Genomic DNA, 25,090 nt, shown 5'->3' with positions numbered 1-25,090 from the left:
CGGAGTTGATCTGGTGCAGGATTAAGCATATTCTGTTCTTTCAAGAAGCGTTTTAAGTGTTTCCGCAACGCCGTTCTGAGCGATGGATTGAAGATATTTTACAATGGAACTGTGGACAGATTCAACTTTGTTGAGGTCGCGCCCCCAGATCGACGCGTCTTTGAGAATAGCCTGCACCATATCGGGCAGCGATGCCATTTGCCATTTTTGATAAAAGAAAGGCGCTTTCGGGTCCTGGATCAGGTAAGGAACTCCTTCCAGGCGACCGTAATAGTTGTCGCCTTCTTTCTTTACCACTTTCATATAATGGATGAATACGGCCAGGCCAAATGTCATGTATTCGGGCAGGTAGCCGTTCCGGGCCTCGTAGTTCAGGTAAGTAGGGATAACCCGTGAAAGAATCTTGGCAGAATAATTCTGATTGATATTGAACCACTTATGCAATATGTGCGGATTGCGGAAGCGGTCGGCTACCTGGCGGCTGAATGCCAGCGCCACGGCGGGGCGGACGTCGTAGGGAATGGCCGTCGCAATTTCGCTTTCCATCAGATGGGTGATAAAAGCGGAAAAAAACGGATCGCTCATCGCTTCTACCACGGTTTTGAAACCGCACAAATGGGCCAGGCCGCCGCCTAATGTGTGCGCGCCGTTCAGCAGGCGGAGTTTTAGTTCGCGGTATTGCTCAATGTCCGGTTCGATGATAAGCCCCTCGTCGATGCCGTAAAAGCCGATTTTTTGCCGGATTTGCTCGTCGCCTTCGATCGCCCACAAGTGGTAATGCTCGGTGGTAATCAGCAGCTCGTCGCGGTAGCCCAGCTCTTCTTCCAGCTCTTTCAATCGTGTTTCGTCGGGTTTGCCGGGCACGATGCGGTCGACGAGCGAGTTGCAGAAGAAGTTGCATTGCTCGATCCAATCGATAAACGCAACTTCCAACCCGTTCCGGTGCGCGAGTTCGAGGATAATAGATTCGAGTTTTTTGCCGTTTTCGGCGATGAGTTCGGTTGGGATAATGACCACACCGCTGTCCGCGCTGCCGTTGAATGCGACGTAACGTGCATACAAAAACGCGAGCAGCTTGCCGGGAAACGACACGGGCGGCCATTGGTAAATGTCGTCCTGTACGAGCTGGATGCCGGTTTCGGTCGTGTTCGAGATCACGATGCCGACGGCTGGGTTTTTAGCGAGGTCCAGCACGAGCGACCATTGTGTTTTGGCCGAAAGCACGCGGCTAATGGCCGACGAAATGATGTTTTCTTCCTTCGCCTCGCCATCCTGAATGCCGCGGGAACAGATCGTGTACAGGTTATCCTGCCTTTCAAATGCCTTGGTATCGCCCTGGTCGGTCGATTTGACGACCACGATCCGGCCGTTGAAAACGCCTTGCCGGTTGGCTTTGTCTATGAAATAATCGGCCAGGCCGCGGAGGAATGCGCCGGTGCCGAACTGCAAAACTTTTTCAGGCAGCTGGAACACCGAATCATCGGCCACGACCACAGCGGGCTGGTTCCTGAGCTGGCGGAGGTTTTCCCGGAAGAGATTGCCCATAGCGTTGAGATTTACTTTTTAACGACCTGTTTCAACAACCAACCGGCGAGGTCTTTACCGGCTTCAAAATTCTGGAAGCTGGTATCGATCCTGCGACCGTCTACATATTCATTGTAAAGCCACGGATCGCCGACGGCGAACACCGTGCCTTTTCCATATTTTGAAATACCCAGAATCACATCACCCTGGTCGGTCAGAAGTGCTTTGGCAGGCGGTGTGAGCGCGAGGGGCGAGAGTTCTTTGATATAGATTTTTTGTGTATTGGGAAAAACGGCTTTGGCTTCGCCGGTGATCATCAGCGTCCCCTGCTCGAACTGCGTGCCTTGCACCATATTGCGGTTTTTGTTCGTAAACTGAATCCCGAATTTCGCGGCCAGCTTGTTGAAATGCGGGATTTCACAGTTGGCCGTGTCGTTAGCCATCAATACCAGCACGCCACCCGCTTTGACCCATTTTTCGATCTCGGAAATGGACTGGTCGTCGATGAAATGCGGCTCGGGCGTTTCTTTTTTCGTGTCGGGATCGACGATGATGTACACATCGACGTCTTTTAACCCGGCCGCGGTGGGTGCTGCCGGAAGCGAAACGGTTTTGGCTCCCAACTCGCGGAATGTATTGCCCCAAAGCCAGAACCCCGAATGCATCCGGTCTTCCCAGGTATAGTGGAATTGTTCCGGCGCGCCAGTCAGGTCTTTGCGGGTTTCATGGTTGAAATAGTAATCCAAACCCACCGTTTTGCCTTTCCCGGCTGCATTTTCGGCGGCTATCTCCATTTCAATGCTGGCAAAAATGAATGGGCCGATGCCTTTCAGATCGTTCTTACGAATGGGCTCGCTTAGGTAATATTCGTAGGTGCCGTCGCGGTAAGGCGTGCCGCCGAGGCCGCCCACGCTTACGGTTTTATTGAGGCTTAAAGAGCCGTTGGCTTCTTTTTCTACAAAATTTTGAAGGATTCCCTCGTAGCCTTTCTTAGCATTCGCCGCAAATGCCTCAGGAATGTACCCGAGCCGCGCGCCTTTCGCGAGCGCATATACGAACATGCACGAGGCTGATGCTTCGAGGTAATTTCCGGCCCGGTTGCCCTGGTCGATCACCTGGTACCAGGCGCCGGAGGCGGGATCCTGGTATTTTGCCAGCACGGGGGCCAGCCGTTGCAAATAGCCGATCAGCTGCGCTCTTCCCGCATGCTGTGCCGGAAGATAATCCAGCACATCCACCAGCGCAATGGCATACCAGCCAATGGCCCGTGCCCAGAAGCTCGGTGAGCGACCGGTCGATTTATCGGCCCATTTCTGTTCACGGCTTTCGTCGTACGCATGGTAAACCAGGCCCGTCTTTTCATCCACCGCATATTTTTCGATCAATGCGAATTGCTTTACAATGTCGTCGAAATGGTCGGGATGGTGGAAAATGGCACTGTATTCCGCCGCGAACGGCTCGCCCATAAACAGGCCGTCGAGCCACATCTGGTAGGGATAACGCTTTTTGTGCCAGTAACCGCCTTCTTTCGTGCGGGGCTGCGTTTCGAGCTGCTTCCAGAGCAGGTCGGCGGCTTTTTTGTATTTTTCCTTATCTGGAAGCGATTGCTGATACAAGGTCAGCAATGCGCGTCCGGGCGGAATATTATCGATATTGAAATCGTCGGCGCGATAGGTGCGGATGCTGCCGTCCGGGCGCACGTACTGGTCGATGTCCTTGCGGATGTATTCGAAATATTTGCCTTCACCGGTTCTATACCACACTTTTTCGATGGCTTTCAGCATTAATCCCTGCTCGTAGTCCCATTTGGTGGCCGTGTTTTTGCCCACCAAAATCGAATCTTTGTGCGTCGCCATGAACGAATCAGCCATTTGGCGCGATATCGGCAGTTCCTGCGCGAATGCACAGGTTGTTGCCAAAGAGGCGATCCAAAGGGGAAACTGACGGAAAAGAGGTATAGATAGCGCCATCGGGAAGAGGTTATGTCTTTGAAATACTCACAAAATCCTCCCGCATAGGAGTGAAAATGTCCACCAGCATGCCTGCCGAAAGGCACAGCGCGCCGTGCACCGCATGAGGCGGAATGTAATACACATCGCCCTGCCGCAGCACCTGCTTCCGTTCCCCGATCGTGATTTCGAACTCGCCGCTCTCCACGTAGCTCATCTGGGTATGGAAATGGCTGTGCAGCGTGCCGATGCCGCCCTTTTCAAACGCGACCTTAACCATCATCAGGTTGTCGTCGTAGGCCATGATCTTCCGTTTCAGGCCGCCGCCGAGGTCTTCCCAGGCGATTTCGCTGTCCGCGATGTATTCTTTTCCTTTCAATGATTCCATTATCTGAGATCGCCGATCAGTACCGGGTCCATGTCTGTATAATCCTTGTTTTCGCCGGCCATTCCCCAAATGAACGAGTAATTGGACGTGCCGCAGCCCGAGTGGATAGACCACGGCGGCGAAATCACCGCCTGGCGGTTACCGACCCACAAATGCCGCGTTTCCGATGGTTCGCCCATTAAATGCAGTACCCGCTGGTTATCAGGCACATCGAAATAGCAATATGCTTCCATACGCCGGTCGTGCACGTGCGAGGGCATGGTGTTCCAAACGCTGCCCGTTTGCAGTACCGTGAGGCCCATGACGAGCTGGCAGCTCTGGATGCCGTCCATGTGGATGTATTTGTAAATGGTCCGGTGGTTGGAGGTTTCCATGCTGCCGACCGTGGCCGGCGTGGCGTCCTCCTTGGTGAACAGCCTCGTAGGATAAGTCTGGTGCGCAGGCGAGGACAGCAGGTAATATGCGGCAGGTTCGGCGGGATTTTTGCTGGTAAGCAGCACTTCTTTGGTGCCTTTGCCTACATACACGCAGCCCAGCTTGCTGATCGCGAAATGTTCGCCATCGGCAATCACCTCGCCCTCGCCGCCGATGTTGATAATGCCTATTTCGCGTCTTTCGAGGAAATAGGAGGCTTTCAATGCGTCGAAAACCGGAATGGCCAGCGGGGTGGCGAGCGGTATGGCCCCGCCAATAATCACGCGATCGTAATGGCTGTATACGAAATGGATTTCGCCATTCCTGAAAATATCTTTGACCAGGAAATTGTCCCGTAATGCCTGGGTATCCATTTGGGAAACTTCCCGGCGACTGCTTTCAAATCTGATTTGCATGTGGTGCGGCTGCTATTTTTGAATTGAGAGGTTTGATCAGCGGCCCATCCAGCCGCCGTCGACGGTAAGGATGGTTCCGTGTACATAACTGGCTGCGCCCGAGGCCAGGAATAGCGTCGGGCCTTTAAAATCTTCCGGCAATCCCCAGCGCCCGGCCGGAATGCGGTCGAGGATGGATTTGCTGCGGACCGGATCGTTGCGCAATGCTTCGGTGTTGTCGGTATTGATATAGCCCGGCGCTATGGCATTCACATTCACGCCTTTGCCGGCCCATTCGTTCGCCAATGCTTTTACCAGACCTCCAATGGCGCTTTTGGACGCCGTGTAGCCCGGCACATTAATGCCTCCCTGGAAAGTGAGCAGCGATGCCGTGAATATGATCTTGCCCGATCCCCGGGCGATCATCTCTCTTCCCAGCTCGCGTGCGAGAATGTAAGGTGCGTCGAGGTTGATATTCAAAACTTTATCCCAATAATCATCCGCGTGTTCCGCAGCAGGTTGCCGAAGGATAATTCCAGCATTGTTAATCAGGATGTCAATTACCGGATGGTCTTTTTTGACCTGGTTGATAAAAAGATAGAGCTTCTCCCGGTCGCCCAGGTCGGCCTGGTAGGGATAAAATTTCCTTCCCGTTTGCAGGATTGCGCGTTCTGTTTCGTTACCTTCCTTAAACTCCGACGACGCTACACCGATGATATCGGCCCCCGCTTCGGCAAGTGCCTCAGCCATGGCCTTCCCGATGCCGCGATTGCAGCCGGTTACCAATGCGGTCTTTCCGGTAAGATCGAATAAATTAACGATATTCATTAATGGGATATGATTTGTCTTTTTCGGGGTATCGGATAATTTTAGCGTCGCTTATTAATAGACCCCAACCGAACGATGTTAGACTGAATAATCAGAAAAATCAAATAACGAATTGTCTTTTTTTGTGCAATCGTTATCGGGAACGTTGTCAGTTGGCCCGGATAGATGTAAATTTTGAGATGAAATCGCAGTCGGGAGCAGCGTAGCAGAGGCGTTCCGGATATTTTGAAACAAATAATAAGTTGGAATAAACCAATTTTTCCATTGGAAACCATCACCATCAAGGATATTGCAAAGGCACTGAACCTGTCGACTTCGACGGTTTCACGTGCATTGAGAAATAGCTACGAGATTAACCCTGAGACCAAGAAACTTGTAATGGAATACGCCGAGCGGATGAATTACCGCCCGAATCCCATTGCACTGAGTTTGAAGGATAGTAAAAGCAAGTCGATCGGCGTGATCATTCCCGAGATCGCCAACCATTTTTTCTCACAACTCATCAACGGCATCGAATCCATTGCTTACAACCTGGGTTACCATGTCGTGATTTTTCAGAGCCACGATTCCTACGAACGCGAAGTGGCGAATACCAACTATCTGGTTTCCAGGCGCGTGGATGGGTTGTTGGTTTCGCTGGCAAGCCTTACTACTAACCTGGTGCATTTTCAGGAATTGATGGAGAAAGGACTGCCGATCGTGTTCCTCGACCGCGTACCGAACGATATCGAAACGCACAAAGTCGTTGCCGACAATTTCACGGGCAGTTACGAGGCTACCGAGCACCTGATCCTCTCGGGCCGAAAGCGCATTGCGCATTTGACGAGCCCTATCTACCTGTCTATCACCACGGAACGGCTGGCGGGTTATAAAAAAGCATTGGAAGATTATGGCATTCCATTCGATGAATCTTATGTGAAATACTGCCTTTACGGAGGCAAAATCGAGGCTGAGAACGAGGCGGCGATCGAGGAAATGCTCAACCTGCCCGAGCCGCCGGACGCGATATTCACGGCCAGCGACCGGCTTACGACCGGTTGCATGTCGGTATTTCAAAGAAAGGGTATCCGGGTGCCGGAGGAGATCGCAATCGTCGGTTTTACGAACATCAGCGTTGCTGAGCTGCTGAACCCGCCGCTTACGACCGTGATGCAGCCGGCCATGGAAATGGGCCAGCAGGCTGTGGAACTCCTCATCCGCCTGATCGAACACCCGCAGAAAACCGACCGTTTCGAAACGCGCTCGCTTAAAACTGCATTGACGATCCGGGCGTCGTCTGTGGGAAAAACCGTAGTTTAGCGGGAAAAACCGCATTACGGATGATCAGCCTGCGCATTGATGGAGCATTGTTCAATTACAGGGTCGCCGGCGTGGCGGTGCTGAACGACAAGGTGCTCCTGCACAAAACCCCTTCCGACAACTTCTGGACGCTCCCTGGCGGGCGCTGCGAGCTGTTCGAGTTCTCGAAAGATACTTTGCAGCGTGAAATGCAGGAAGAAACCGGCCTCGCTGCCGAAGCCGGCGAAATGCTGTGGGTTTCGGAAAATTTCTTCCTGTACAACGGCGACAAATACCATGAAATAGGCTTCTATTTTGAAATGCAGATCCGCGACCTGCCCCACCAGGACGACTTTTTGGGTGCAGAAGGGCAGGATGAGCTGTTGTTTCATTGGCACGACGTCGCCGATTTGCATTCGATCCGCGTTTATCCCGAATTCCTCGCGGATGCGCTCACCCAAAATCCACTCGAAAAGGGACATTTCAGCGCCGAATTCCGCGACCTCGACGCCGGGTAGCAGAGGTTGTTGGTGATAAGGTGCCCAAAATTGGCAAAAATAAGTCTATTAAATTTGTAGGATAAATAGATTAAAGATAAATTTGGACTTCGAAATCAGAAGACCCCTGGCATTATGTACTACGAAATTGAAGACGAACTCGGCAACGTATCCACTTTACAGCTTAAACAGCGGCTAACCGAGGAACAGATCGAACCGCCCCAAGCTGGCGAACCGGCACCGCTGTTTTACCTCCGGAATGAGGAAGGGCTCCCGGTTACTTCGCTCACGATCGGCTCGTCCGATGGCGATTCGCGGTCGGTCCTTGACTTGGTCCGTTTCAAACCGCTGGTTCTCAGCTTTTACTGCAACTGCTGGGGAAGTTATGCGCCCAAACACCTGGAAGCCATGAAAGAACTCGCGCCGCGGGTGGAGGCGCTGGGCGGGCAGCTGCTGATCCTCACGAACGAATCTCAAAAGGAAATCGGGCGCATTGCCAGGAAACTGGACGCCGAAGTGCCGATTTATCACGATAAAAATTACAATGTTGCGCGCTCCTACGGCGTGTTTTCGGAAACGTCGCCAATCTGGGACCGCATTGCCGGCATTTCAGACGAGGTTTTTACGCCCTCACTGTTCGTCCTCGGCCGCGACCGTCGGATTGGTTATGCGTTTGTAGATGAAAATTTCGATAATGCGCCCGACCTGAAAGCGATTCTGAAAGCCATTTACGACGGCCGGTAACGGAATTTTCATACTTTGGCATTAACACCGTGTCCGCTTGGCAGCCATGCATTATCTTTGGTTCTGCCGCAGACACGGTTTTTTGTTTGATACGATTTCAGGATATGTTATTGAAAAAGAGGTTGCAATCGAAGCTTCCCAACGTCGGGACTACCATTTTTACCAAAATGTCGGCCCTGGCCGAAGAGCATAAGGCGCTGAACCTGGCCCAGGGTTTTCCGGAATTCGATTGTTCTCCCGACTTGCAGCGGCTGGTCGATAAATATGTGCGATCGGGCAAAAACCAGTATGCGCCAATGCCCGGTGCGCTGCCGCTGCGCGAGGCAATCGCGCGGAAGACGTTCGAGGCTTCGGGCAGGGAATACCACCCCGTTTCAGAAATTACCGTCACCAGCGGCGCCACCGAGGCATTGTTCGTGGCAATCAGCACGGTGGTGTATCCGGGCGATGAAGTGATCGTTTTCGAACCGGCCTACGACAGCTACGTGCCGGCGATCGAGCTCAGCGGGGGCATTCCGGTGTTTGTCACGCTCGACCCGCAATATGATTACATCGACTGGGAGGCCGTGGCGGCAAGGGTTACGGAGAAAACACGCGCGATTATCGTCAACACACCGCATAACCCCACCGGCAAGGTCTGGACGGCTGCCGACTTACATGCGCTTGCCGCACTCGCAGAGGCGCACGACCTGGTTGTGATCAGCGACGAGGTTTACGAATACATTGTTTTTGATGGACTAGCGCACATTTCGGTATCTTCTGTGCCCGCATTGGCCGAGCGCAGTTTTGTGTGCGGTTCGTTTGGCAAGACATTCCATACAACCGGCTGGAAACTCGGCTACTGCCTTGCGCCTGCCGAGCTCACGGCCGAATTTCGCAAAATCCACCAATTCCTGGTTTTCAGCGTGGTTACTCCATTCCAGTTTGCCGTGGCCGAATTTCTGGCCGAGCCGGAGCATTACCTGGCGCTGTCGGCATTCTACGAGCGGAAGCGCGACTTGTTCAACGACGCAATTCGTGACATTGGTTTTATCATGAAACCTTCGGAAGGCAGCTTTTTCCAGAATGTCTCCTACGCAAATCTTTCGGAAGAAGCGGATGTAGCCCTTGCCGAACGGCTGACGAGAGAAGCAGGCGTCGCTACCATTCCCGTTTCTGCCTTCTATGCCCGGGAAACCGACTACAAAACGCTGCGGTTCTGCTTTGCGAAAAACGACGATACGCTGCTGAAAGCCGCAGGATTGTTGAACAAGGCGGTGTGGTAACTGATTGATATACTTTGGAAGGACTACTTTTTAAATAGCAATGCCTTGATCGGCTGTATCCGTGTGATGATGAGCGTTGGGATAAGCAGGATTAGTGCCGTTATGACCACTGTGACGAGGTTCACCATCGCGAAAATTCCCCAGTCGAACACGATCGGAACGGTATCCATGTAATAGTTAACCGGGTCGAGCGGGATGAGCTTGAACTGATATTGCAGCCAGCAAAGCAGCAATCCGCCCACGTTGCCGATCACCAGCCCGCGACGTACCAGGTCCAGACCGACCTGGAAGAAAACCATCCGAATCTGCCGGTTAGGACTTCCCAGCGTTTTTAGCAAGCCGATCAGCGGCGTTCTTTCCATGATCATCACGAGCAGAATTGAGATCATATTGAAGCAAGCCACGAAAAGAATGAGCGTGAGGAATACCGCCGTATTGCGGTCGAGAAGAATGAGCCAGTCGAAAATCTGGGGGAAAAGGCTCGTCACTTTTTGCAAATACAACCCCGGCGGCAGTTCGCGGCGGAGCTTACCGGTGACCGCGTCGAGGTCTCGGAAGTCTTTGAGATAAATTTCGTAAGTGCCCACCGAATCGGCGCCCCAGCCATTTAGCCGCTGAACGAGCCCGATGTCGCCAAGGATGAGGTTGTTGTCAAACTCCTCCATTTCGGTTTCGTAAATCCCTGCGATGGTCAGTTTTCTTGGTCTGGGAGGATTTTGGAGCGAATACATGATCACATCGTCGCCGGTTTTCAGGCGCATTTGCGAAGCGATTTTGCGACTGATCAGAATCTGCGATGAATAGCCGTATTTAATGGAAGACGAATCGGATCGCGTGATGAGCTTGCCTTCCACGAGGTTTTGTTTGAAAGTATCCCAGTCGTAATCCTTGCCTACACCTTTCAGGATCACGCCTTTAATCTCCTCCGGCGTTTTCAAAATGCCCGATTTGTGGGCAACTGCCTGCCAGCGCTTCACCTCCGGGAGAGCGGGCAGGATGTCGGACACGGGATTCTTCAATGGCAGTGGACCTTCCTCGTAGGTATTTCCCTGCGAAAATGCATTTACATTGATGTGCGCGCCGAAAAGGAATATTTTTTGCTGTATGGTCTGCTTGAAACCCAGCAGTACGGCAAATGCGATGATCCCCACTGCCACGCTGATCGCGATACTGGCCACGCCGATCCGTGAAACCGTAGCGGAGAAAGATCCAGCTTCGTTATGACGAATGCGTTTGGCGATAAATGAGGGGAACTGCAAGAGGAATCTGTTCTTTAAATAAGTTGTTGACAAAAATAGGAAAAAACCTTACCGGTTCGAAAAAGGCTTTTTTTTATTAAGTTGCCTCTCTGGATTTATTCCAACACATTACCGAATCCGAAAAATAATACCACTATCCATGCCATTGATCAAAGTAGCTTCCGGAGTTGTAAATCAGACACCCATGGCCTGGGAGGCCAACACCCGAAATATCACCGAAGCGATCAGAGAAGCCAGAAAGCAGCAGGTTAGCCTGCTCTGCCTGCCCGAATTGTGCATTTCGGGCTACGGCTGCGACGATTACTTTTTCGCTCCCGACATGGTGGAACAAGCGCAGCGCTGCTTCCTCGAAATCGTTGACGAAACCGCCGGAATGATCGTAGCGGTAGGTCTGCCGCTGAGGCATAACGGAAGTTTATACAATGCCGCCTGCCTGATTTCCAACAAGCAAATCGCGGGTTTTTACTGCAAACAGAACCTCGCGAACAATGGTATCCACTACGAGGCGAGGTGGTTTAAGCCCTGGCAGCCGGGAGTGGTGGAGAGCATCGAGGTGAACCAGATGTTTTACCCGATCGGCGATGTGATTTTTGATGTAGCCGCGGGACCGATACTCGGGGGCTCGCATGGCGTGAAGATCGCATTCGAAATTTGCGAGGACGGCTGGGTGGCCAATCGCCCCGCGCGCAGGCATTACGAGCGCGGCGTGGACATTATATTGAATCCAAGCGCCAGCCATTTTGCATTCAATAAGTTTATGGTGCGCGAAAAATTGGTCGTGGACGCGTCCCGGTCGTTTTCATGCAGCTATATTTATACCAATCTGCTTGGTAATGAGGCTGGAAGGGCTGTTTACGACGGCGATGCGATGATCGCGTCCAATGGCGACCTGCTCGCTTCCAGTCCGCGGTTCAGCTATGAAGATTTCCTGATTACGACGGCGGTGATCGATACCGAGTACACGCGTTTGAGTCAGATACAAAGCAAGATCACCGTGCCGCCGAAGGAGCGGACGTGGCGTGTGCCGGCGCGGTACGACTTCCCGGAAATAGAGCCCGTGCTGCCGCAGGTACCGGATATCGAGCCGTTTGAAAAAGGCGGTGCATTGAAGGAGGAAGAGTTCGCTCGCGCAGAATGTCTCGCATTGTTTGATTACCTGCGGAAAAGCCGTTCGAATGGGTTCACCATTTCGCTGTCGGGCGGAGCGGATTCCTGTGCCTGCACGGCATTGTGCGGGCTGATGATCCGGCTGGCGGACGAAAGCATCGGCATGGAGCGCTTCAAGCAGAAACTGTCTTACATAAAGGACATTCAGGATGCCAAAACGGAAGAAGATTTGGCCAAAGTATTGATACACAATATTTACCAGGGCACGGAAAACAGCTCTTCCGATACGCTCGAATCGGCGCAGTCGCTGGCTGAATCGATCGGTTCTACATTTTATAATGTAAATATCAATGGGTTGGTTGAAACTTACAAAGGGCTCATTGAAGATCAGATCGGCCGCAAACTGACCTGGGAGCAGGATGATATCGCATTGCAGAACATCCAGGCGCGGGTCCGTGCCCCGGGCGTGTGGCTGCTCACAAATTTGTCGAACCACCTCCTGCTCGCAACGTCCAACCGCTCCGAGGCCGCAGTGGGCTACGCTACGATGGACGGCGATACTTCGGGGAGCATCAGTCCGCTTGCGGGGATCGACAAGCATTACCTGCGCCAATGGCTCCGCTGGCTCGAAACCGTGGGCTGCGAAGTGAAAGGCCGGCATATCCGCATCGAAGGTTTGAAAAAGGTGAACAGCTTGCAGCCGACAGCCGAGTTGCGGCCTTTGGCACAAACCCAAACCGACGAGGCCGATCTAATGCCTTACGAGTTCCTGAACGATCTGGAAGGATTGGCGATCCGCGATAAAAAATCCCCGCTCGAATCGTACCGGAACCTGTATGTTCGCTACAAAGACATTTATAGTACCGAACAATTGCTGGGCTGGACGGAGCGGTTCTTCAAGCTGTGGAGCCGCAATCAATGGAAACGCGAACGCTACGCACCCTCTTTCCACCTCGACGACCGCAACCTCGACCCGCGCTCCTGGTGCCGCTTCCCGATCCTCTCAGGCGGTTTCGAAAAAGAACTGGCTGAACTACGCGCCTACGTAAACGGCGCAGCGGTGCAAAACGGCAGAAAGCGGATTGGGTTTTGATCTAAATCCTATTCAAAAACCGTATCCCTGCCTGGAAGCCGATCCAGCCGTAGACGGTGGTGGTACCGTCGGGCTTTTTTCCTACCCACACGGGCGCGATGCCCTTTTTACCTTCCGGGTTGATCAGGCCGGAGTCGTTGGCGAAGAATGTGGTCAGCGACGGGCCGGCGAACAGGGCGAAGCGCGAGCCGATTTTTTTCTCCATACCTAATGCGAATTTCACAAGCCCCTGACCGATGTCGCCCGGACTGTTGTGTTCAAGGATCACGAGGCTTCCGGTGAAGTCCGCATTGGCAGTCCAGCCTTTACCCAATGCCTGGGCCGTACCGAAGCCATAGCCAATGGTCACGATCGGTTTGTCTTTGGCAAGGCCGTTGAAGCCGAGATTGAAGATATTGTAAAACCGGCTGACGCCCGTTTTGAATGCCGTGTTGAAATAATTGAACTCGTCGGTAGAAAACTCGTAGCGGCGGTAGCCATTGCTGCGCACCCAGCTGAAAAGTCCGAACGGGATCGTCGCGGTGGAGTCGGCATAGTTTACCGTCCCGATCTGGTGGCCGCTGCGGACCGTGTGAGCATAGTTATACCCCGCCGAGAACTGGTAGCCATGCAGTTCGCCCACAACCACATTGCCCACACCCGCCACCTGGAAGCCCGTCAGGTTACGGCCGATGTAGTTGAGCAGGTGTGTGCCCTGGAAGCCTTTGAAATTACCCAAAGTCATATTCAGGACGTTGGCATACTGAAAGCCGGTTACATTGTTTCCCACCACGTTGCTCACGCCGGCCAGCTGGAAACCCGTTACATTGCCGCGCACGACGTTAATGAGGCTTCCTACTTCAAATTTGGAAACACCCAACGAATATCCGGCGATGAGGTTGACCGAGTATTCATTGACAATGTTCCCGCTCAACCCATGATTGGTGCCCAAAAACGGCAAAACCGACGCCTGAAATGGCGCGTAGAGCGTGTCTTCGATATTTCGGGTGTGCACGGCTTGCTTCGCGGAGGCGAATGCGCTCACGAATTTGTTCTGTACGCGTCGGTATTTCTGGCGCAGCGACTGGTAATCGGCCCAGGTTATGGCCCTGCCGCTGGCGGAACTGTCGATAAACATCGTGTCGCGCGGCAAATCTACTTTCGCCACCTCGAATTGCGGGATCATCACGCGCGTATGCAGCGAGTCTACCTGCACGGGTGTGTGCGTAGCCATTTTGCCCGAAATGGGTTTCAATGTGTCGGGGTTGAGCAAAATCTGCAAATACGTGTCCTTCCGCGTGGGAATAGCAATGGATTTGCCGATGTAATCTTCCCGCCGGACTTCCAGCCGCAGTGAAGACTTCGCCGCCGGAAGGCGGATTTTGTAATACCCAAACTGGTTACTCACCGCGGAAGCCAGCGTCACCGGCTCGTAAATACTGGCGTTGGCGAGTTTCTTACCGGTTTTGTTGTCGATAATGTAGCCGTTCAGGTCAAAGTTTTCGATTTCCTGCGGCTTTTCGGTTTCCGGTTTCTTTTGCAGGATAATATACCGGCGCCGCTCCTTGAATGTGACCTTGTCTTTGAAAATCGCCACCAGTATTTCGCGGATAGTCCGGTTTTCAGCCTGGATCGATACCCGGCTTTTCACGTCGATCATATCCGGACTGTACGAAAAGCTGAAACCACCGGTGTTCCCGATTTTTTGTAAGGTTTCGTCGAGCGGCTGGTTGGTTACTTTCAGATTAATGCGCTTTTCCAGCAGCTCCTGGGCAATAATATGGCCCGGGAGCAGACAAACGCAGATACACCAGAAAGCAATTCTGTAAAGTTGTTTCAAAGCAGGATAACTTGTAGTTTCTATTGGCAGGGGTCGCCGTCGAGCCAGTAAACCTTTCCTTCTTTGCGCAGGTTTAGGTCGAGGGTTTCGGCGATCACGGACAGCGTGGCGTCCACCGGTTCTTTTTCAAACCGGATCGTGAGCCTGCATTGCGCAATTTTATCGTTCGCGAGCCGGACATCCACATGATAACCGTCGCGGATCGACTTCACGACGTCTTGCAGATCGGCCGCATTGAATTCGTACACCTGCGTGCGGTAACCCATCAGGTTCATATTCGCTTGCAGGCTGCGGATGGAGTCTTTCAGCACTTCGGCGCTTTCTCCTTTCACGAGGTCCACACGGTGCGCGTCTTTGGTTACCCGCACTTTGCCCGTTGCAACATCCACACGCACAGGAGCTTCGTTATATGCCTTCACATTGAACGACGTGCCCAATACCCGGATCTCGGTGCCATTCGCCTGGATTACAAACGGGTGGGCAGCATCGGGTTTCACATCGAAAAACGCCTCGCCCTGCAATGAAACCGTCCGGAGATCGCCCGCAAAGTTTTCAGGATAAGTGAGTTTGGAATTATAATTAAGGAAAACCTTGGTGCCGTCGGGCAGGATTTGTTCGGTTGTGTTGTCGGCCGTCGCTACTTCCATTGCCTTGGGCGTTTTGTCGGCGATGAGGAAAAACCATCCGAATGCCATCACGAGAATTGCGACCAAGGCTGCTGCCCAGACGGTCACCGGCAGCCGGCGTTTCTGAACCTCGGGCCTGAACTCGATGGTTTTCGGCTCACGAATGGGAGCTTCCGACGTAACCGCCGACGGTTGGCTGGCCGCCATTTTGCCCTTCATTTTGTTCCAGGCAGCGTCGGTATCAACTTTCACGCTGCTTTTCTTCATGGCAGCCGTGTGGTCCCAGATCAGCCGGTAGGTGGCGAGCTCGCGTGCATTGGCTTCCGATTCGGCGAGCCATGCTTCCACATCATTTCTTTCCGCTTCGGAGGCAGTATCGGCCAGGTAACGTGCCAACAGTTCCTCCGATATGTTTGCATGAGATGAGTTCATGGTTACGATCCGATTAACTGTTCAACAATGCTACCAAACAACCAAAGCGTAACCGGCAGGTAATCCGCCAGTTCCGCGCGCAGAATTTTCAATGCTTTCCCTATCTGATTTTCCACCGTTTTAATGGATATTCCCAACTGATCTGCAATTTCCTGATACTTCAATTCTTCAAAACGGCTCAGCCTGAATGCTTTCTGGCATTGCTCGGGCAATGTGCTCACGGCGCGTTCAATGCGCTCTTCCAGCTCACCGGCGTGGATCACCTCCGTAACCGAATCGTATGAGCCGCTCGAAAAGTACATGGTGTAATCCTTGTGCGCCTCCCGCACGGTAGCGTGCTTGAACCGGTTGAGGCAGTGATTATGCACGGCACGGTACAAATACGACTTCAGTGAAAGGGTAATTTCGAGGTCCTCGCGCTTTTCCCAGATGGTCAGGAAAACCGTTTGCACGACCTCTTCCGATTCTTCTTCATCTTTGAGCATCGTGCAGGCGTAGTTGCACAGCCGTTGATAATAGGTACGGAAGGTTTGCTCAAAAGCCTGTTCATCGCCCCGCCTTATCGCGCTGACTATTTCTGGGTCGGAAGAGTGCACCGTTATCTGTTTTTGATTTTCGGTCAAAAATAGATAATCTCTTTCGATTAGCGGTTCCTGATATAGAAGAGCGGTCATTTTGGATGTCCTTTGGAATGAGACAACTCACTGACCGGCTACCCCCACAAGAAATTTTATTTTTTTGAATAGGGGGATTAAAGGGGGCAGTTGTCCTAGCTTAAAACATCATCTTTTAGCTATGAAACAAAGATTTCTTACACTTTCAATTGCATTTACAGTTGCTTCGCTCTTTCAATCCTGTGTGTATGTCAATAAGGACGAAGACATTCCGCCGAGGGGCGAAACCACGCGTACGTTCGATTTTCGGAATTTCGATGAACTGGAAGTCAGCGACGCGATCCGCGTTCACGTGGTATCAGGTTCTGCATTTGAAGTGTCGGCCACGGGCGAGCGCAACGATCTCGACGATCTGAACATTTTTGTGCAGGATGGCAAGCTGACGGCGCGTTACAAAAATTCCTGGAAAAAACGCCAGCGAATGGATATCGACATTACGATGCCGGATCTCGAAGGCGTTGATTTTTCCGGTGCGGTGAATGCCCGGATCGAAGATTTCGTGAACCTGCCGAGCATCGAGATCGAGCTGTCGGGCGCGTCGCAATGCGATTTTGAGGGCACCGGCACTACTTTGAAGTTCGATATCAACGGTGCGTCGCAGCTCAATGCATTCGGGAAGGTGAAGTTCCTGGACGGTGACGCTTCCGGCGCATCGCAGCTCAATGCATTCTCGCTCGAAACGGAGGAGTCGGATATGGAGGTTTCGGGCGCCAGTAATGCCAAAGTCTGGGTGACGCGCTTGCTGGATGTGAAGGCAAGCGGCGCGAGCAATGTCCGCTACCGTGGCAATCCGAAAGTAGAAAAGGAAGTTACTGGTGGCAGTAGCGTGCGTGCCGACTAGGGAATTATCCCGTACCGGGCGCGTGCCTGCGCTTTCGACATTCCATCGAAATGCCACCATTCCGTCGTGTTCACCTTGAACCCGGCCTGCGTCATTACATTTCGTAAAAGCTGGCGGTTCTCGACTTGTCGGGCCGTCAGCTTTCCTTTTTTCAGCATTTCCTGCTCGGACCGCGGGTAAGCCAGCGGGCCGAAGAAATCGAATTTAGTGCCCATGTCCAGCGGTTTGCCGTTTGCATCGGCCACGGTAAGGTCGATCGCGCAGCCAAAATTGTGGTTTGAACCTATTTTCGGATCGGCTACATACATCGTTTTGCTGCCTGCCGGAATTTTGAGATTATCCAGTGCATTCCACAAGTCGTATTGCACCGAATTGGGGCGTGCCGCGTCGTACACGAGCAGCTTATAACCTGGCTTTTCTTTTTGTAACAATGCATTCGCTTTCGCCAGCCGCTTTGCCATTTCCGGTTGCAGGTATGCGCGCGTGAGTTCGCCGTACACGTCGCGGCCGATGAAATTGTCTGTTGTGGAGTATTTCAATTCCACCAGAATACCGGCGTCGACCTTTTGAATATCCACAAGGCCGCGGTCGATCATCTTTTGCTCGATGGCAGGAAGCGGTTTCGGCGACTGGGCTGCGGCGGGCAGTGCGGTGAACCCGGCAAGCAGGAGGTAAATGGCAGTTTTAAGCATAAAAAAATATCCTTGCAAAGGCTGCAAAGATATTCTTTTTGCTGAGACCGGAGCGGCAGCCTAGTAACGTTTGATATTAATGCTGGTCAATCCGCCTTCGTAATGCACAATCACTTTTTTCGGAGCCGTGTCGTAGTTGGAGCTGCGGTAATGGCCGTTGCCCACGCGTTCGAGGCCTTCCATATTTTTTGCATTCAGTGCGCCGTCCATCCGCATTTCGCAGCCTACCGACTCGGGCACTTCGAGCGTAACAGAGGCTACTCCCGCCTCAATTTCGACTACGGCCACAGGCAGTTTATCGCTCAAACGAATGTCCATATCTGCAACGCCCGTGCTCACTTTCAGTTTCTCGACTTTGTAATTGCTGAAATCGAAATTACCCTTACCGGCGCCGATGCCGAGATCGATGTTCCAGATAGGGCGGTCGTTCAGGTGGATTTTCGCCTGGTTCGAGATTTCCCCGTTTTTGATTTTTACATTACCCTCTTCCATTTTCAGGGAAACGGAGGCGGAATTGTTGAGTTTGTTCACCGAGGTAGTGGATTTGAAACCTACCACATTGCTTTTGGTGGCCGCTTCAAAAAGCTTGGGCGTGTTTCCGTCCAGCGAGAACGAGCCCGCGCCGCCTTCCAGGTTGAAATTGGCCTTTTGAATAAAATCCTGCATTTCATAATTGTAGGAGCCGTTGATAGGCCGTCCGCCACGGCGGTCGCGCTCATAATCTTCGTCTCTGCGGCGGTCGCTGTCGTCGTTGTCGTAGTCATCATCGTCGCGGTCATGGCCGTAGTCGCGGTCGTCGTCCCAGCCGAAATGCCAGTTGTCGCGGTCGTCGATAGCCTGGTGCGTTTTGTTGACGATCCCTCCAAAAACCGCCAGGGTGATCAGCAGCGCGACAATTCCGCCCGAGCCGCGTTCACGGCCTGCGGCCATCAGGATGGCGCCGGCGAGAATGAGGAGCACGGGCCAGTAGGGCAGCACGGCGTCCCAGTCGATATTCAGCAGATCCATGCTCCGGAGCAGCCATATCACCCCTAAGATGATCAGCATGCCACCCCAAACGATGCCTCTTGAGTTTCTCATGTCTTAGATGTTTGATCGGTTAGCACTGTCGGAATTCAGGAAGTTGCGCAACAGCAGCAGCCCGCCGGTTACGATCAGCATAATGGGCCAGAAGAAACGTCCGAAATCGAATGCGGTCAGTTCTTCGACCAGGAAGAGCGCGCCGATAACAATCAGCATCACGCCCCAAAAAATGTTCTTGAAGTTCATGGCTTTATGGTTTATGGTAAGATTCGGGGTATGGTCAGTTGACCTTGATGACGTCGTCGTCATCGGTGCCGGGCTTTTTCAGCTCGGGATCTTCCGGGAAATGCGGTTGCGCCGTAGAGCCGGGCGAAAATGGGGTGTACGGCTGCGGATCGGGTCCCGGATCTACGGGTTCCGTTGGCGGAGGCGTGGTGGGATATACCGTTCCTTTGTTCTCCTGCTCCTTGTCACGCTGGCGAAGGATCAGGAACGCACCAATGCCGATCAGCACGATGGGCCAGAAATATTTTTTGAATTGGTACCAGATCGGGAAGTCGTCCACGAGCATTAATGCTCCGAAGAAAATCAGCACGCCGCCCAGGATCATCATCGTTTGATCGGACCGCTTCTTGTCGAACAGCGGCTCGGCCGGTTTGGATGGCTCGGAGCCGAATGTGGTATGCGCGGTGTAAACTTCACCGGCCGGGCCGGTCGGCAACACTGCCCACAGGATAATGTATATCAATCCCGTCATTCCGAAGCCGGGAGGCAATATCGGTAGGGCCATTACTACAAACAGGACGCGCACGATAACGACGTCAATTTGCAGATACTGAGCGATTCCCGCGCAAACTCCCCCGAAAACTGCCTGGTCAGGTATGCGATGCAATTTCTTTTCCATGATTAGTCTGGTGTTTATTTGTAATCAAAGGTAGTATGTAATGCAAGATACTGTAAACCGGAAAATTATTATCGGCGGGAGGGCGTGTTAAGCGGATATTTTCAGTGAGAATGTGTTTTAATGCGTGAAATGCGGTGTTATTGCTCTTCGAGTGCTTCGAGAATATCCATCATCGAGCCAAAATCCTTGTAGCCGGGACGGATTTCCTCGCTGCCGCGCAACGCGATGCCGATGTTGGGCAGCAGTTCTGTGAGCGCGCTCACGGTAAATTCATTGTCCAGCCCGAAGCCCACGAGGACCGGATATTCGGCTTCGATCGTACCAAGCACCTGCATCCACACTTCGGAAAGTTCAGCGTCGTTGTCGCTTTCGAGCAGGAAATGCGTCACTTCGCCTTCATAGCGGCTTAAAATCGGGACAATTTCTTCGGCATCGTAAATATCGACGCTGATCCGCAGCAGCAGCGGCAGGCCCAGCTCGGCGCGCAGGTAATTGAGCAATCCGGGGTCATTCACCTGGACGGCGTGCACGGGGTACTCAGCCAAGGCGGCTAAAATGGCATCGGGATCGGTTTTGCCGGTTTCGGCCACGAGCGTCACGCCCGCGAGCCAGGAGCAAATGTCCTCGAATTTTTTTGGAGAAATATAATTGGGAGAATCTTCGTCGATGGAAAAACCAAGCATTTCCACACCCATTCCCGCACAATAACGCGCATCGGAAAGGTTGGTAACATTGCTGATTTTTACGGTTTTAGTAAGCATTGAAATCGGTACTATGTATGTCAACTATTTGGTTAAAACCTTCTCTTCTTGAAGTAATCCGCGAAGGCTGATGTCTACGTCAAGTTCGGGCCAGTGAATGCCCATTTCTGAAATTCTATATTGATCCAGATCATAATCCTCCGCTTTTTTTAGATCGGGAAATGATGATAATGACCTGGTAATCACCCTTTTGTTGGTTAAAATAAAAAGTGCCAGGTCGAGATCTCTGGCAAAGCCGAAATGGCGGATTTGCAGTCCGCTATCTAATATCATGCGGTCAAGATCATCGGCGATATCAATCACATCATCATCACCCGCCTCGGTAAGAAGAATTTGAAGTTCTTTACTTATTGAAGGCGTTGTGCCAGCTTTGAATGATTTTTTCATAGTTGCAAATGATTATATCCATGATGGTCCTCATTTCATTCCTTTTGAAGCCATGGTTATAGGAAACCACTATATCCGGCACCAGCACTATCCTCGCATGACATTTGCCTTTTTCAACGTGAATATGAATAGGTTCGTGCTCATTCATCCAGAAAAAGAAGCGGTAACCATTAACGTATAACACTGTTGGCATATCAAAATTAGCTAAAAAGTGGCAGAAACGAACAAAGGCGAAGAACGGTCGCTTGCGCGGCCTGTTCTTCGCCTGAGGTTATGCAATGAAAGAATGTTGAGTCTGCTACTTATTTAGCCGAAAACTGATACTTCGTAGTCGTCTTATAAGTTTCACCCGGGTTCAGCGTCGTGGTTGGGAACTGCGGCTGGTTCGGGGAATCGGGGTAGTGTTCGGTTTCGAGGCAGAAGCCGAAGCGCTTTACGTAGGTGGCACCTTTGCCTTTTAATGTGCCATCGAGGAAGTTGCCGGTGTAGAATTGCACGGCAGGTTCGGTGGTGAACACTTCCATCACACGGCCGCTTTCGGGCTCGCGTACGGTGGCGAATTTCACGAGGCCGTCGCCGTTGCGTTTCAGCACCCAGCAGTGGTCGTAACCGCCGCCGGCAGCGATTTGCTCGTCTTCGGTTTTGTTAATGCCCGCACCGATTTTAGTTGCTTTGCGGAAGTCGAATGGCGTTCCTTCCACGGCGCGGAGTTTGCCGGTTGGGATCAATGTAGTGTCCACAGGCACAATGCTGTCCGATTCGAGGGTTACTTCGTGATCGAGAACATCGCGTTTCAGCCCGGTGAGGTTGAAGTACGAGTGGTTGGTCAGGTTCACCACGGTCGGTTTGTCGGTGGTTGCCGTGTAGTCGATGCTGAGCGCATTGTCGTTATCGAGCGTGTACACTACTTTCACCGTCAGGTTGCCGGGATAGCCTTCTTCCATATCCTTGCTGGTGTACTCCAGTTGCAGGCCTACCACCGAATCCTGTTTGATTTCGGTTGCTTTCCAAAGCACTTTATCGAAGCCTTTCGTGCCGCCGTGCAGCGCATTCGGGCCGTTGTTGATCGCCAGCGAGTATTCCTGGCCATTCAATTTGAACTTGCCCTTCGCAATGCGGTTGCCGTAGCGGCCCACCAGCGCGCCGAAAAACGGGTGTCCGCTCAGGTAGGGAGGAAGCGAGTCGAAACCCAGCACTACGTCTGCCCATTCGCCGTTTTTGTCCGGTGCGGTGAGTTTGGTGATGATCCCGCCGTAGTTGGTAATGTTCACGGTCATGCCGTTGGCGTTGGTCAGCGTGTAAAGGTCAGCCTGCTGGCCGTCGGGGAGCTGGCCGAAAGCCTCTTTGGAAATAGTACTGATCATTTTTTCTTCATTCTTGGTTTTTGAGCAACTGAAAATGGCGAGGCCAACCAGCGCGGTGAGTAAAAAAGGGATTCTTCTCATAGTCAAAGGTTAAGAGTATTTGTAAATGGTCAGATTATGCGAGCGCGACTTCCTCCGTGCCGTCCGTGATTTTCACGCGGTAGCAAGGCAGGTCGATTTGGTATTTTTCAAGATAGGCCTGCTTCATTTTAGCTTCAAAAGCATCCACACCCTCTTTTTTCACCAGATTAATGGTACAACCGCCGAAGCCGCCGCCCATCATCCGCGCGCCAAGCACCGAGTCGTCGTCCAATGTCTGCGCCACGAGGAAGTCGAGTTCCGGGCAGCTTACCTCGTATTCGTCTTGCAATCCGAAGTGCGTATCATACATTTTTTTACCAAAATCGGGCAGATTACCTTGCACGAGCAGGTCGCAGGCATCCTGCACCCGCTGGATTTCTTCGGTGATAAATTTGCAGCGGCGGTACACGACATCGCCCATTTCATCCTGATGTTCTTCCACCAATGCGGGCGTCGCGTCGCGGAGGCTCAGCACATTGGCGTCGTATTGTTGCAGTATGGCAGTGCCTTTTTCGCATTCCTGCCGACGGGTGTTGTATTCGGAGCTGGCGAGTGAATGCTTCACCATCGTATCGCAAAGCACGATCAGGTAGTCGTCCATCGGGAACGGGAAGTACTCGTATTCGAGCGAGCGGCAGTCCAGGCGGATCACCGATTCTTCCTTGCCAAATGCCGAAGCAAACTGGTCCATAATGCCGCATTGTACGCCTACATATTCATTTTCAGATTTTTGCGACATTTTCACAATGCTGAAACGGTCGAGGTTCAATCCGTAAATTTCGTTCAAGGCAAACAGCAGGCAGCATTCCAGTGCCGCCGACGACGACAGCCCGGCGCCTACCGGCACATTACCGCCGAATGCCGCCTGAAAACCGCCGATTTTCAAACCCTTCTTTTGGATTTGCTCCACAATACCGATCTGGTAATGCGGCCACGACTTTTCGGGCTTCGAAAGGTCGTCGAGTGAGAATGCATAGGTTTGGTCGAGGTCGGCGGCGTAGAGGATCACCTGGTCGTCCTCGCGCGGGGCGATCACAAAATACACGGCTTTGTCCACGCTCGCGGGCAGCACGAAGCCATTGTTGTAGTCGGTATGCTCGCCGATGAGGTTAATGCGGCCGGGGGAGCGGAACACGCGCACAGTTTCGCGCGTGGCGGTGCCGAATTTCAAAAAATACTTGTCCTGGATACCCTCTGCGATATCGGTTTCTGTGGTTAACATTTCAGTTTCGGTCGGTTTAATAGCCTTTTACAAGGTTCACTTCATTGGCGATGGCGGCGCCGTTTTCTATTGCCAAAATATTGTTGAGAAATAAATCTACTTTCCCCATATGCTCATTTTTGTGGCCGCCGCCCGTATGTTGTGTGAGGATCACGTTATCCATTTGCCATAGCGGGCTATCTGCCGGTAGGGGCTCAATCTCGGTCACATCCAGCACCGCGCCATCCAGTTTTCCGGACCTTAATGCATCAATCAACGCATCTTCGTCGGTAGTACTGCCCCGTCCCACGCTCGCGTAAACGCTCTGGTCTTTCATTTTTAATATGAACTCAGCGTTTACAAAATGCTGTGCTGTGCCAGGTAGTGTATTGATTACGAGATCGGTATGGGGTAATTCATTAAATAAATCCTCCTTGCTACGGATATCGGCATCGGGTGAGGTGCGTGCCATCAGATGGGTGGTGCAGCCCAACCCTTTTAAGATTGCATTGACCGACTGCCCGATCGTCCCTGCGCCAAGAATTACCACATTTTGTTTGTACAAAAGCTTCAATTCGGCGCGCAATGGCGTTCCGATCCACTCTGTTTTCTGTTTCAAAAGCGTCAGCCGGTCGATGCCGCGGTATAACGCCAGCACGCCGCCCACGATCGATTCCGCGCACGGGCGCGCAAACCAGTCGCCCATATTGGCCGTTTTGATATCCTCGGGAATGGCAATGGATGCATACTGATCGAACCCTGCCGAATCCAGCTGCCAGAATTTCAGATTGGTAGGAACGGTTTCGAACCACGCTACCGGCGGGTTGCCGAGGATGTAGTCGGCGCTGGCAAACCACGATTTCAGCGTTTCGTTACTGGCCGATTCTGTGCGGAAATGGACCTGATGCTGCGGCGAAAGTGCGTCGCGAAGCTTGGCATTAAGGGGATCGTCGAGTAAGGAATGGCAGTATATGATCATCTATTGTTTTTGTTTTAAAGAAGCAAGGTAAATTGATTTAACTGTAATCAAATGCGTTTCAGGATCTTCCTGGCCCTCGATTGGAAGGCCGCTTGTTCGTATTCGACCGATTCTTCCAGGAATACCCGCAGCTCTTTCCGGATTTCCGGGTAAATTTTGGAAAGGTTAAAAAGGATAGTCAGGCAAAATGTACGGATGGCGATGGCTATCTGGCGGTTGGCGATAATCTCGAATGCGGCATTCATCAGTTCGCCGTGAAACTCGTCCGGAATCTCGGTTTCCTGCAAAATGCGGGCGCTGTTGCGGACCACGGCATCATGAATACCGGTGCGTTTCAGCTGGCTCACGAGCACGCCGATATACGGGCGAATCAGCTCGGGCCGCTCTTCCGTGGCAATGCTCAGCGCGTAGGCGGCACGCTGCGCGAGGCGGTACTCGTCCGATTCGAAGCAATGCATGAGTTGCCTGAATGCCTCTTCGGAAGTGCAGGCGTACATGGCTACCTGCGTCGCCTTCTGTTTGGATTGATAAACATCCGCCAGTAGTTCGTTTCTGATATTCATGA

Annotated in this window: 26 protein-coding genes; 6 read left to right on the top strand and 20 right to left on the bottom strand. The window is 52.4% G+C overall.

From position 1 onward, the window contains the following. Window positions 1-21: 21 nt before the first annotated feature. The 5 genes from DFER_RS14045 to DFER_RS14025 all read right to left on the bottom strand — a co-directional run bounded on the left by DFER_RS14045 (window position 22) and on the right by DFER_RS14025 (window position 5,498). Window positions 22-1,545 carry a tagaturonate reductase gene (locus DFER_RS14045; RefSeq protein ID WP_015812307.1) on the bottom strand — a complete coding sequence of 508 codons (1,524 nt, stop codon included), beginning with the start codon at window positions 1,543-1,545 and terminating at the stop codon, window positions 22-24. 11 nt (window positions 1,546-1,556) lie between these two features. Next, a complete protein-coding gene (locus DFER_RS14040) occupies window positions 1,557-3,395 on the bottom strand; it encodes a glycoside hydrolase family 88/105 protein (RefSeq protein WP_015812306.1) in 1,839 nt (612 codons plus the stop codon). A 109-nt stretch (window positions 3,396-3,504) separates the two neighbouring features. After that, complete coding sequence (locus DFER_RS14035; protein WP_015812305.1) at window positions 3,505-3,861, bottom strand: cupin domain-containing protein; 357 nt, start codon at window positions 3,859-3,861, stop codon at window positions 3,505-3,507. Continuing rightward, window positions 3,861-4,691: a 5-dehydro-4-deoxy-D-glucuronate isomerase gene (gene kduI, locus DFER_RS14030; protein ID WP_015812304.1), complete on the bottom strand. Its 831-nt coding sequence runs from the start codon at window positions 4,689-4,691 to the stop codon at window positions 3,861-3,863. Before kduI ends, DFER_RS14035 begins: the two co-directional genes overlap by 1 nt. Before the next feature lie 36 nt (window positions 4,692-4,727). Next, a complete protein-coding gene (locus DFER_RS14025) occupies window positions 4,728-5,498 on the bottom strand; it encodes an SDR family NAD(P)-dependent oxidoreductase (RefSeq protein ID WP_015812303.1) in 771 nt (256 codons plus the stop codon). A gap of 264 nt (window positions 5,499-5,762) precedes the next feature. Here DFER_RS14025 and DFER_RS14020 point away from each other — a divergent pair, with 264 nt between their 5' ends. From DFER_RS14020 to DFER_RS14005, 4 genes are all read left to right on the top strand, one after another. Beyond that, on the top strand, window positions 5,763-6,797 hold the full coding sequence (locus DFER_RS14020) for a LacI family DNA-binding transcriptional regulator (protein WP_015812302.1): 1,035 nt from the start codon (window positions 5,763-5,765) through the stop codon (window positions 6,795-6,797). A 20-nt stretch (window positions 6,798-6,817) separates the two neighbouring features. Continuing rightward, entirely contained in the window at window positions 6,818-7,294 is a 477-nt protein-coding gene (locus DFER_RS14015) for an NUDIX hydrolase (RefSeq protein WP_015812301.1), read from the top strand. Window positions 7,295-7,408: 114 nt separating this feature from the next. Then, window positions 7,409-8,017, top strand: coding sequence for a peroxiredoxin family protein (locus DFER_RS14010; RefSeq protein WP_015812300.1), 609 nt, complete (start codon window positions 7,409-7,411; stop codon window positions 8,015-8,017). 104 nt (window positions 8,018-8,121) lie between these two features. Beyond that, window positions 8,122-9,282, top strand: a complete 1,161-nt coding sequence (locus DFER_RS14005; RefSeq protein WP_015812299.1) for a methionine aminotransferase — start codon at window positions 8,122-8,124, stop codon at window positions 9,280-9,282. Window positions 9,283-9,305: 23 nt separating this feature from the next. Here DFER_RS14005 and DFER_RS14000 read toward each other — a convergent pair whose 3' ends face one another. Further along, window positions 9,306-10,541: an ABC transporter permease gene (locus DFER_RS14000; protein WP_041735103.1), complete on the bottom strand. Its 1,236-nt coding sequence runs from the start codon at window positions 10,539-10,541 to the stop codon at window positions 9,306-9,308. A gap of 139 nt (window positions 10,542-10,680) precedes the next feature. Here DFER_RS14000 and nadE point away from each other — a divergent pair, with 139 nt between their 5' ends. Beyond that, window positions 10,681-12,741 (top strand): NAD(+) synthase, encoded by a 2,061-nt coding sequence (gene nadE, locus DFER_RS13995; RefSeq protein WP_015812297.1) that lies wholly within the window; start codon window positions 10,681-10,683, stop codon window positions 12,739-12,741. Between the two features lies 1 nt (window position 12,742). On the opposite strand, the gene DFER_RS13990 is transcribed toward nadE, so the two are convergent. Genes DFER_RS13990 through DFER_RS13980 form a run of 3 tightly spaced genes read right to left on the bottom strand, consistent with a single transcriptional unit; the run spans window position 12,743 to window position 16,241 of the window. Beyond that, window positions 12,743-14,560, bottom strand: coding sequence for a peptidase associated/transthyretin-like domain-containing protein (locus DFER_RS13990; protein WP_015812296.1), 1,818 nt, complete (start codon window positions 14,558-14,560; stop codon window positions 12,743-12,745). Between the two features lie 20 nt (window positions 14,561-14,580). Continuing rightward, the gene (locus DFER_RS13985; protein WP_015812295.1) at window positions 14,581-15,618 is read right to left on the bottom strand and encodes a FecR domain-containing protein; all 1,038 of its coding nucleotides are present in this window, start codon (window positions 15,616-15,618) and stop codon (window positions 14,581-14,583) included. Window positions 15,619-15,620: 2 nt separating this feature from the next. Beyond that, window positions 15,621-16,241: an RNA polymerase sigma-70 factor gene (locus DFER_RS13980; protein WP_015812294.1), complete on the bottom strand. Its 621-nt coding sequence runs from the start codon at window positions 16,239-16,241 to the stop codon at window positions 15,621-15,623. 172 nt (window positions 16,242-16,413) lie between these two features. On the opposite strand from DFER_RS13980, the gene DFER_RS13975 reads away from it, so the two are divergent. Then, entirely contained in the window at window positions 16,414-17,133 is a 720-nt protein-coding gene (locus tag DFER_RS13975) for a head GIN domain-containing protein (protein WP_015812293.1), read from the top strand. Here the strand turns inward: DFER_RS13975 and DFER_RS13970 are convergent. The 11 genes from DFER_RS13970 to DFER_RS13925 form a co-directional block, all read right to left on the bottom strand. Beyond that, window positions 17,130-17,825: a M15 family metallopeptidase gene (locus DFER_RS13970; RefSeq protein ID WP_015812292.1), complete on the bottom strand. Its 696-nt coding sequence runs from the start codon at window positions 17,823-17,825 to the stop codon at window positions 17,130-17,132. The genes DFER_RS13975 and DFER_RS13970 overlap by 4 nt on opposite strands. Before the next feature lie 60 nt (window positions 17,826-17,885). Further along, window positions 17,886-18,905 (bottom strand): toast rack family protein, encoded by a 1,020-nt coding sequence (locus tag DFER_RS13965; protein WP_015812291.1) that lies wholly within the window; start codon window positions 18,903-18,905, stop codon window positions 17,886-17,888. Between the two features lie 3 nt (window positions 18,906-18,908). Next, window positions 18,909-19,094 (bottom strand): LiaI-LiaF-like domain-containing protein, encoded by a 186-nt coding sequence (locus tag DFER_RS13960; protein ID WP_015812290.1) that lies wholly within the window; start codon window positions 19,092-19,094, stop codon window positions 18,909-18,911. Between the two features lie 34 nt (window positions 19,095-19,128). Then, window positions 19,129-19,752, bottom strand: a complete 624-nt coding sequence (locus tag DFER_RS13955) for a PspC domain-containing protein (RefSeq protein WP_015812289.1) — start codon at window positions 19,750-19,752, stop codon at window positions 19,129-19,131. Between the two features lie 137 nt (window positions 19,753-19,889). Continuing rightward, complete coding sequence (locus tag DFER_RS13950; RefSeq protein ID WP_015812288.1) at window positions 19,890-20,513, bottom strand: hypothetical protein; 624 nt, start codon at window positions 20,511-20,513, stop codon at window positions 19,890-19,892. Between the two features lie 24 nt (window positions 20,514-20,537). Next, complete coding sequence (locus tag DFER_RS13945; RefSeq protein WP_143828734.1) at window positions 20,538-20,900, bottom strand: DUF2442 domain-containing protein; 363 nt, start codon at window positions 20,898-20,900, stop codon at window positions 20,538-20,540. Next, the gene (locus DFER_RS29610) at window positions 20,857-21,048 is read right to left on the bottom strand and encodes a DUF4160 domain-containing protein (RefSeq protein WP_229206266.1); all 192 of its coding nucleotides are present in this window, start codon (window positions 21,046-21,048) and stop codon (window positions 20,857-20,859) included. The genes DFER_RS13945 and DFER_RS29610 overlap by 44 nt, the downstream gene beginning before the upstream one ends. Window positions 21,049-21,202: 154 nt before the next feature. Continuing rightward, complete coding sequence (locus tag DFER_RS13940; protein WP_015812285.1) at window positions 21,203-22,345, bottom strand: aldose epimerase family protein; 1,143 nt, start codon at window positions 22,343-22,345, stop codon at window positions 21,203-21,205. Window positions 22,346-22,379: 34 nt separating this feature from the next. Beyond that, complete coding sequence (gene galK / locus DFER_RS13935; protein ID WP_015812284.1) at window positions 22,380-23,567, bottom strand: galactokinase; 1,188 nt, start codon at window positions 23,565-23,567, stop codon at window positions 22,380-22,382. A 16-nt stretch (window positions 23,568-23,583) separates the two neighbouring features. Beyond that, entirely contained in the window at window positions 23,584-24,525 is a 942-nt protein-coding gene (locus DFER_RS13930; RefSeq protein ID WP_015812283.1) for a D-2-hydroxyacid dehydrogenase, read from the bottom strand. Between the two features lie 47 nt (window positions 24,526-24,572). Beyond that, window positions 24,573-25,088: a HEAT-like fold family protein gene (locus DFER_RS13925; RefSeq protein ID WP_015812282.1), complete on the bottom strand. Its 516-nt coding sequence runs from the start codon at window positions 25,086-25,088 to the stop codon at window positions 24,573-24,575. Between the last annotated feature and the right edge of the window lie 2 nt (window positions 25,089-25,090).

The organism is Dyadobacter fermentans DSM 18053, assembly GCF_000023125.1.
In the GTDB taxonomy this organism is placed as follows: domain Bacteria; phylum Bacteroidota; class Bacteroidia; order Cytophagales; family Spirosomataceae; genus Dyadobacter; species Dyadobacter fermentans.
This window is presented reverse-complemented; position numbering and strand designations above follow the sequence as displayed.

Coding starts and splice junctions, on each gene's coding strand:
- DFER_RS14045 (WP_015812307.1), bottom strand. CDS start 1,545: ATGGGCAATCTCTTCCGGGAAAACCTCCGCCAGCTCAGGAACCAGCCC.
- DFER_RS14040 (WP_015812306.1), bottom strand. CDS start 3,395: ATGGCTGATTCGTTCATGGCGACGCACAAAGATTCGATTTTGGTGGGC.
- DFER_RS14035 (WP_015812305.1), bottom strand. CDS start 3,861: ATGGAATCATTGAAAGGAAAAGAATACATCGCGGACAGCGAAATCGCC.
- kduI (WP_015812304.1), bottom strand. CDS start 4,691: ATGCAAATCAGATTTGAAAGCAGTCGCCGGGAAGTTTCCCAAATGGAT.
- DFER_RS14025 (WP_015812303.1), bottom strand. CDS start 5,498: ATGAATATCGTTAATTTATTCGATCTTACCGGAAAGACCGCATTGGTA.
- DFER_RS14015 (WP_015812301.1), top strand. CDS start 6,818: ATGATCAGCCTGCGCATTGATGGAGCATTGTTCAATTACAGGGTCGCC.
- DFER_RS14010 (WP_015812300.1), top strand. CDS start 7,409: ATGTACTACGAAATTGAAGACGAACTCGGCAACGTATCCACTTTACAG.
- DFER_RS14005 (WP_015812299.1), top strand. CDS start 8,122: ATGTTATTGAAAAAGAGGTTGCAATCGAAGCTTCCCAACGTCGGGACT.
- nadE (WP_015812297.1), top strand. CDS start 10,681: ATGCCATTGATCAAAGTAGCTTCCGGAGTTGTAAATCAGACACCCATG.
- DFER_RS13985 (WP_015812295.1), bottom strand. CDS start 15,618: ATGAACTCATCTCATGCAAACATATCGGAGGAACTGTTGGCACGTTAC.
- DFER_RS13975 (WP_015812293.1), top strand. CDS start 16,414: ATGAAACAAAGATTTCTTACACTTTCAATTGCATTTACAGTTGCTTCG.
- DFER_RS13970 (WP_015812292.1), bottom strand. CDS start 17,825: ATGCTTAAAACTGCCATTTACCTCCTGCTTGCCGGGTTCACCGCACTG.
- DFER_RS13965 (WP_015812291.1), bottom strand. CDS start 18,905: ATGAGAAACTCAAGAGGCATCGTTTGGGGTGGCATGCTGATCATCTTA.
- DFER_RS13960 (WP_015812290.1), bottom strand. CDS start 19,094: ATGAACTTCAAGAACATTTTTTGGGGCGTGATGCTGATTGTTATCGGC.
- DFER_RS13955 (WP_015812289.1), bottom strand. CDS start 19,752: ATGGAAAAGAAATTGCATCGCATACCTGACCAGGCAGTTTTCGGGGGA.
- DFER_RS13950 (WP_015812288.1), bottom strand. CDS start 20,513: ATGCTTACTAAAACCGTAAAAATCAGCAATGTTACCAACCTTTCCGAT.
- DFER_RS13945 (WP_143828734.1), bottom strand. CDS start 20,900: ATGAAAAAATCATTCAAAGCTGGCACAACGCCTTCAATAAGTAAAGAA.
- DFER_RS29610 (WP_229206266.1), bottom strand. CDS start 21,048: ATGAATGAGCACGAACCTATTCATATTCACGTTGAAAAAGGCAAATGT.
- DFER_RS13940 (WP_015812285.1), bottom strand. CDS start 22,345: ATGAGAAGAATCCCTTTTTTACTCACCGCGCTGGTTGGCCTCGCCATT.
- galK (WP_015812284.1), bottom strand. CDS start 23,567: ATGTTAACCACAGAAACCGATATCGCAGAGGGTATCCAGGACAAGTAT.
- DFER_RS13930 (WP_015812283.1), bottom strand. CDS start 24,525: ATGATCATATACTGCCATTCCTTACTCGACGATCCCCTTAATGCCAAG.
- DFER_RS13925 (WP_015812282.1), bottom strand. CDS start 25,088: ATGAATATCAGAAACGAACTACTGGCGGATGTTTATCAATCCAAACAG.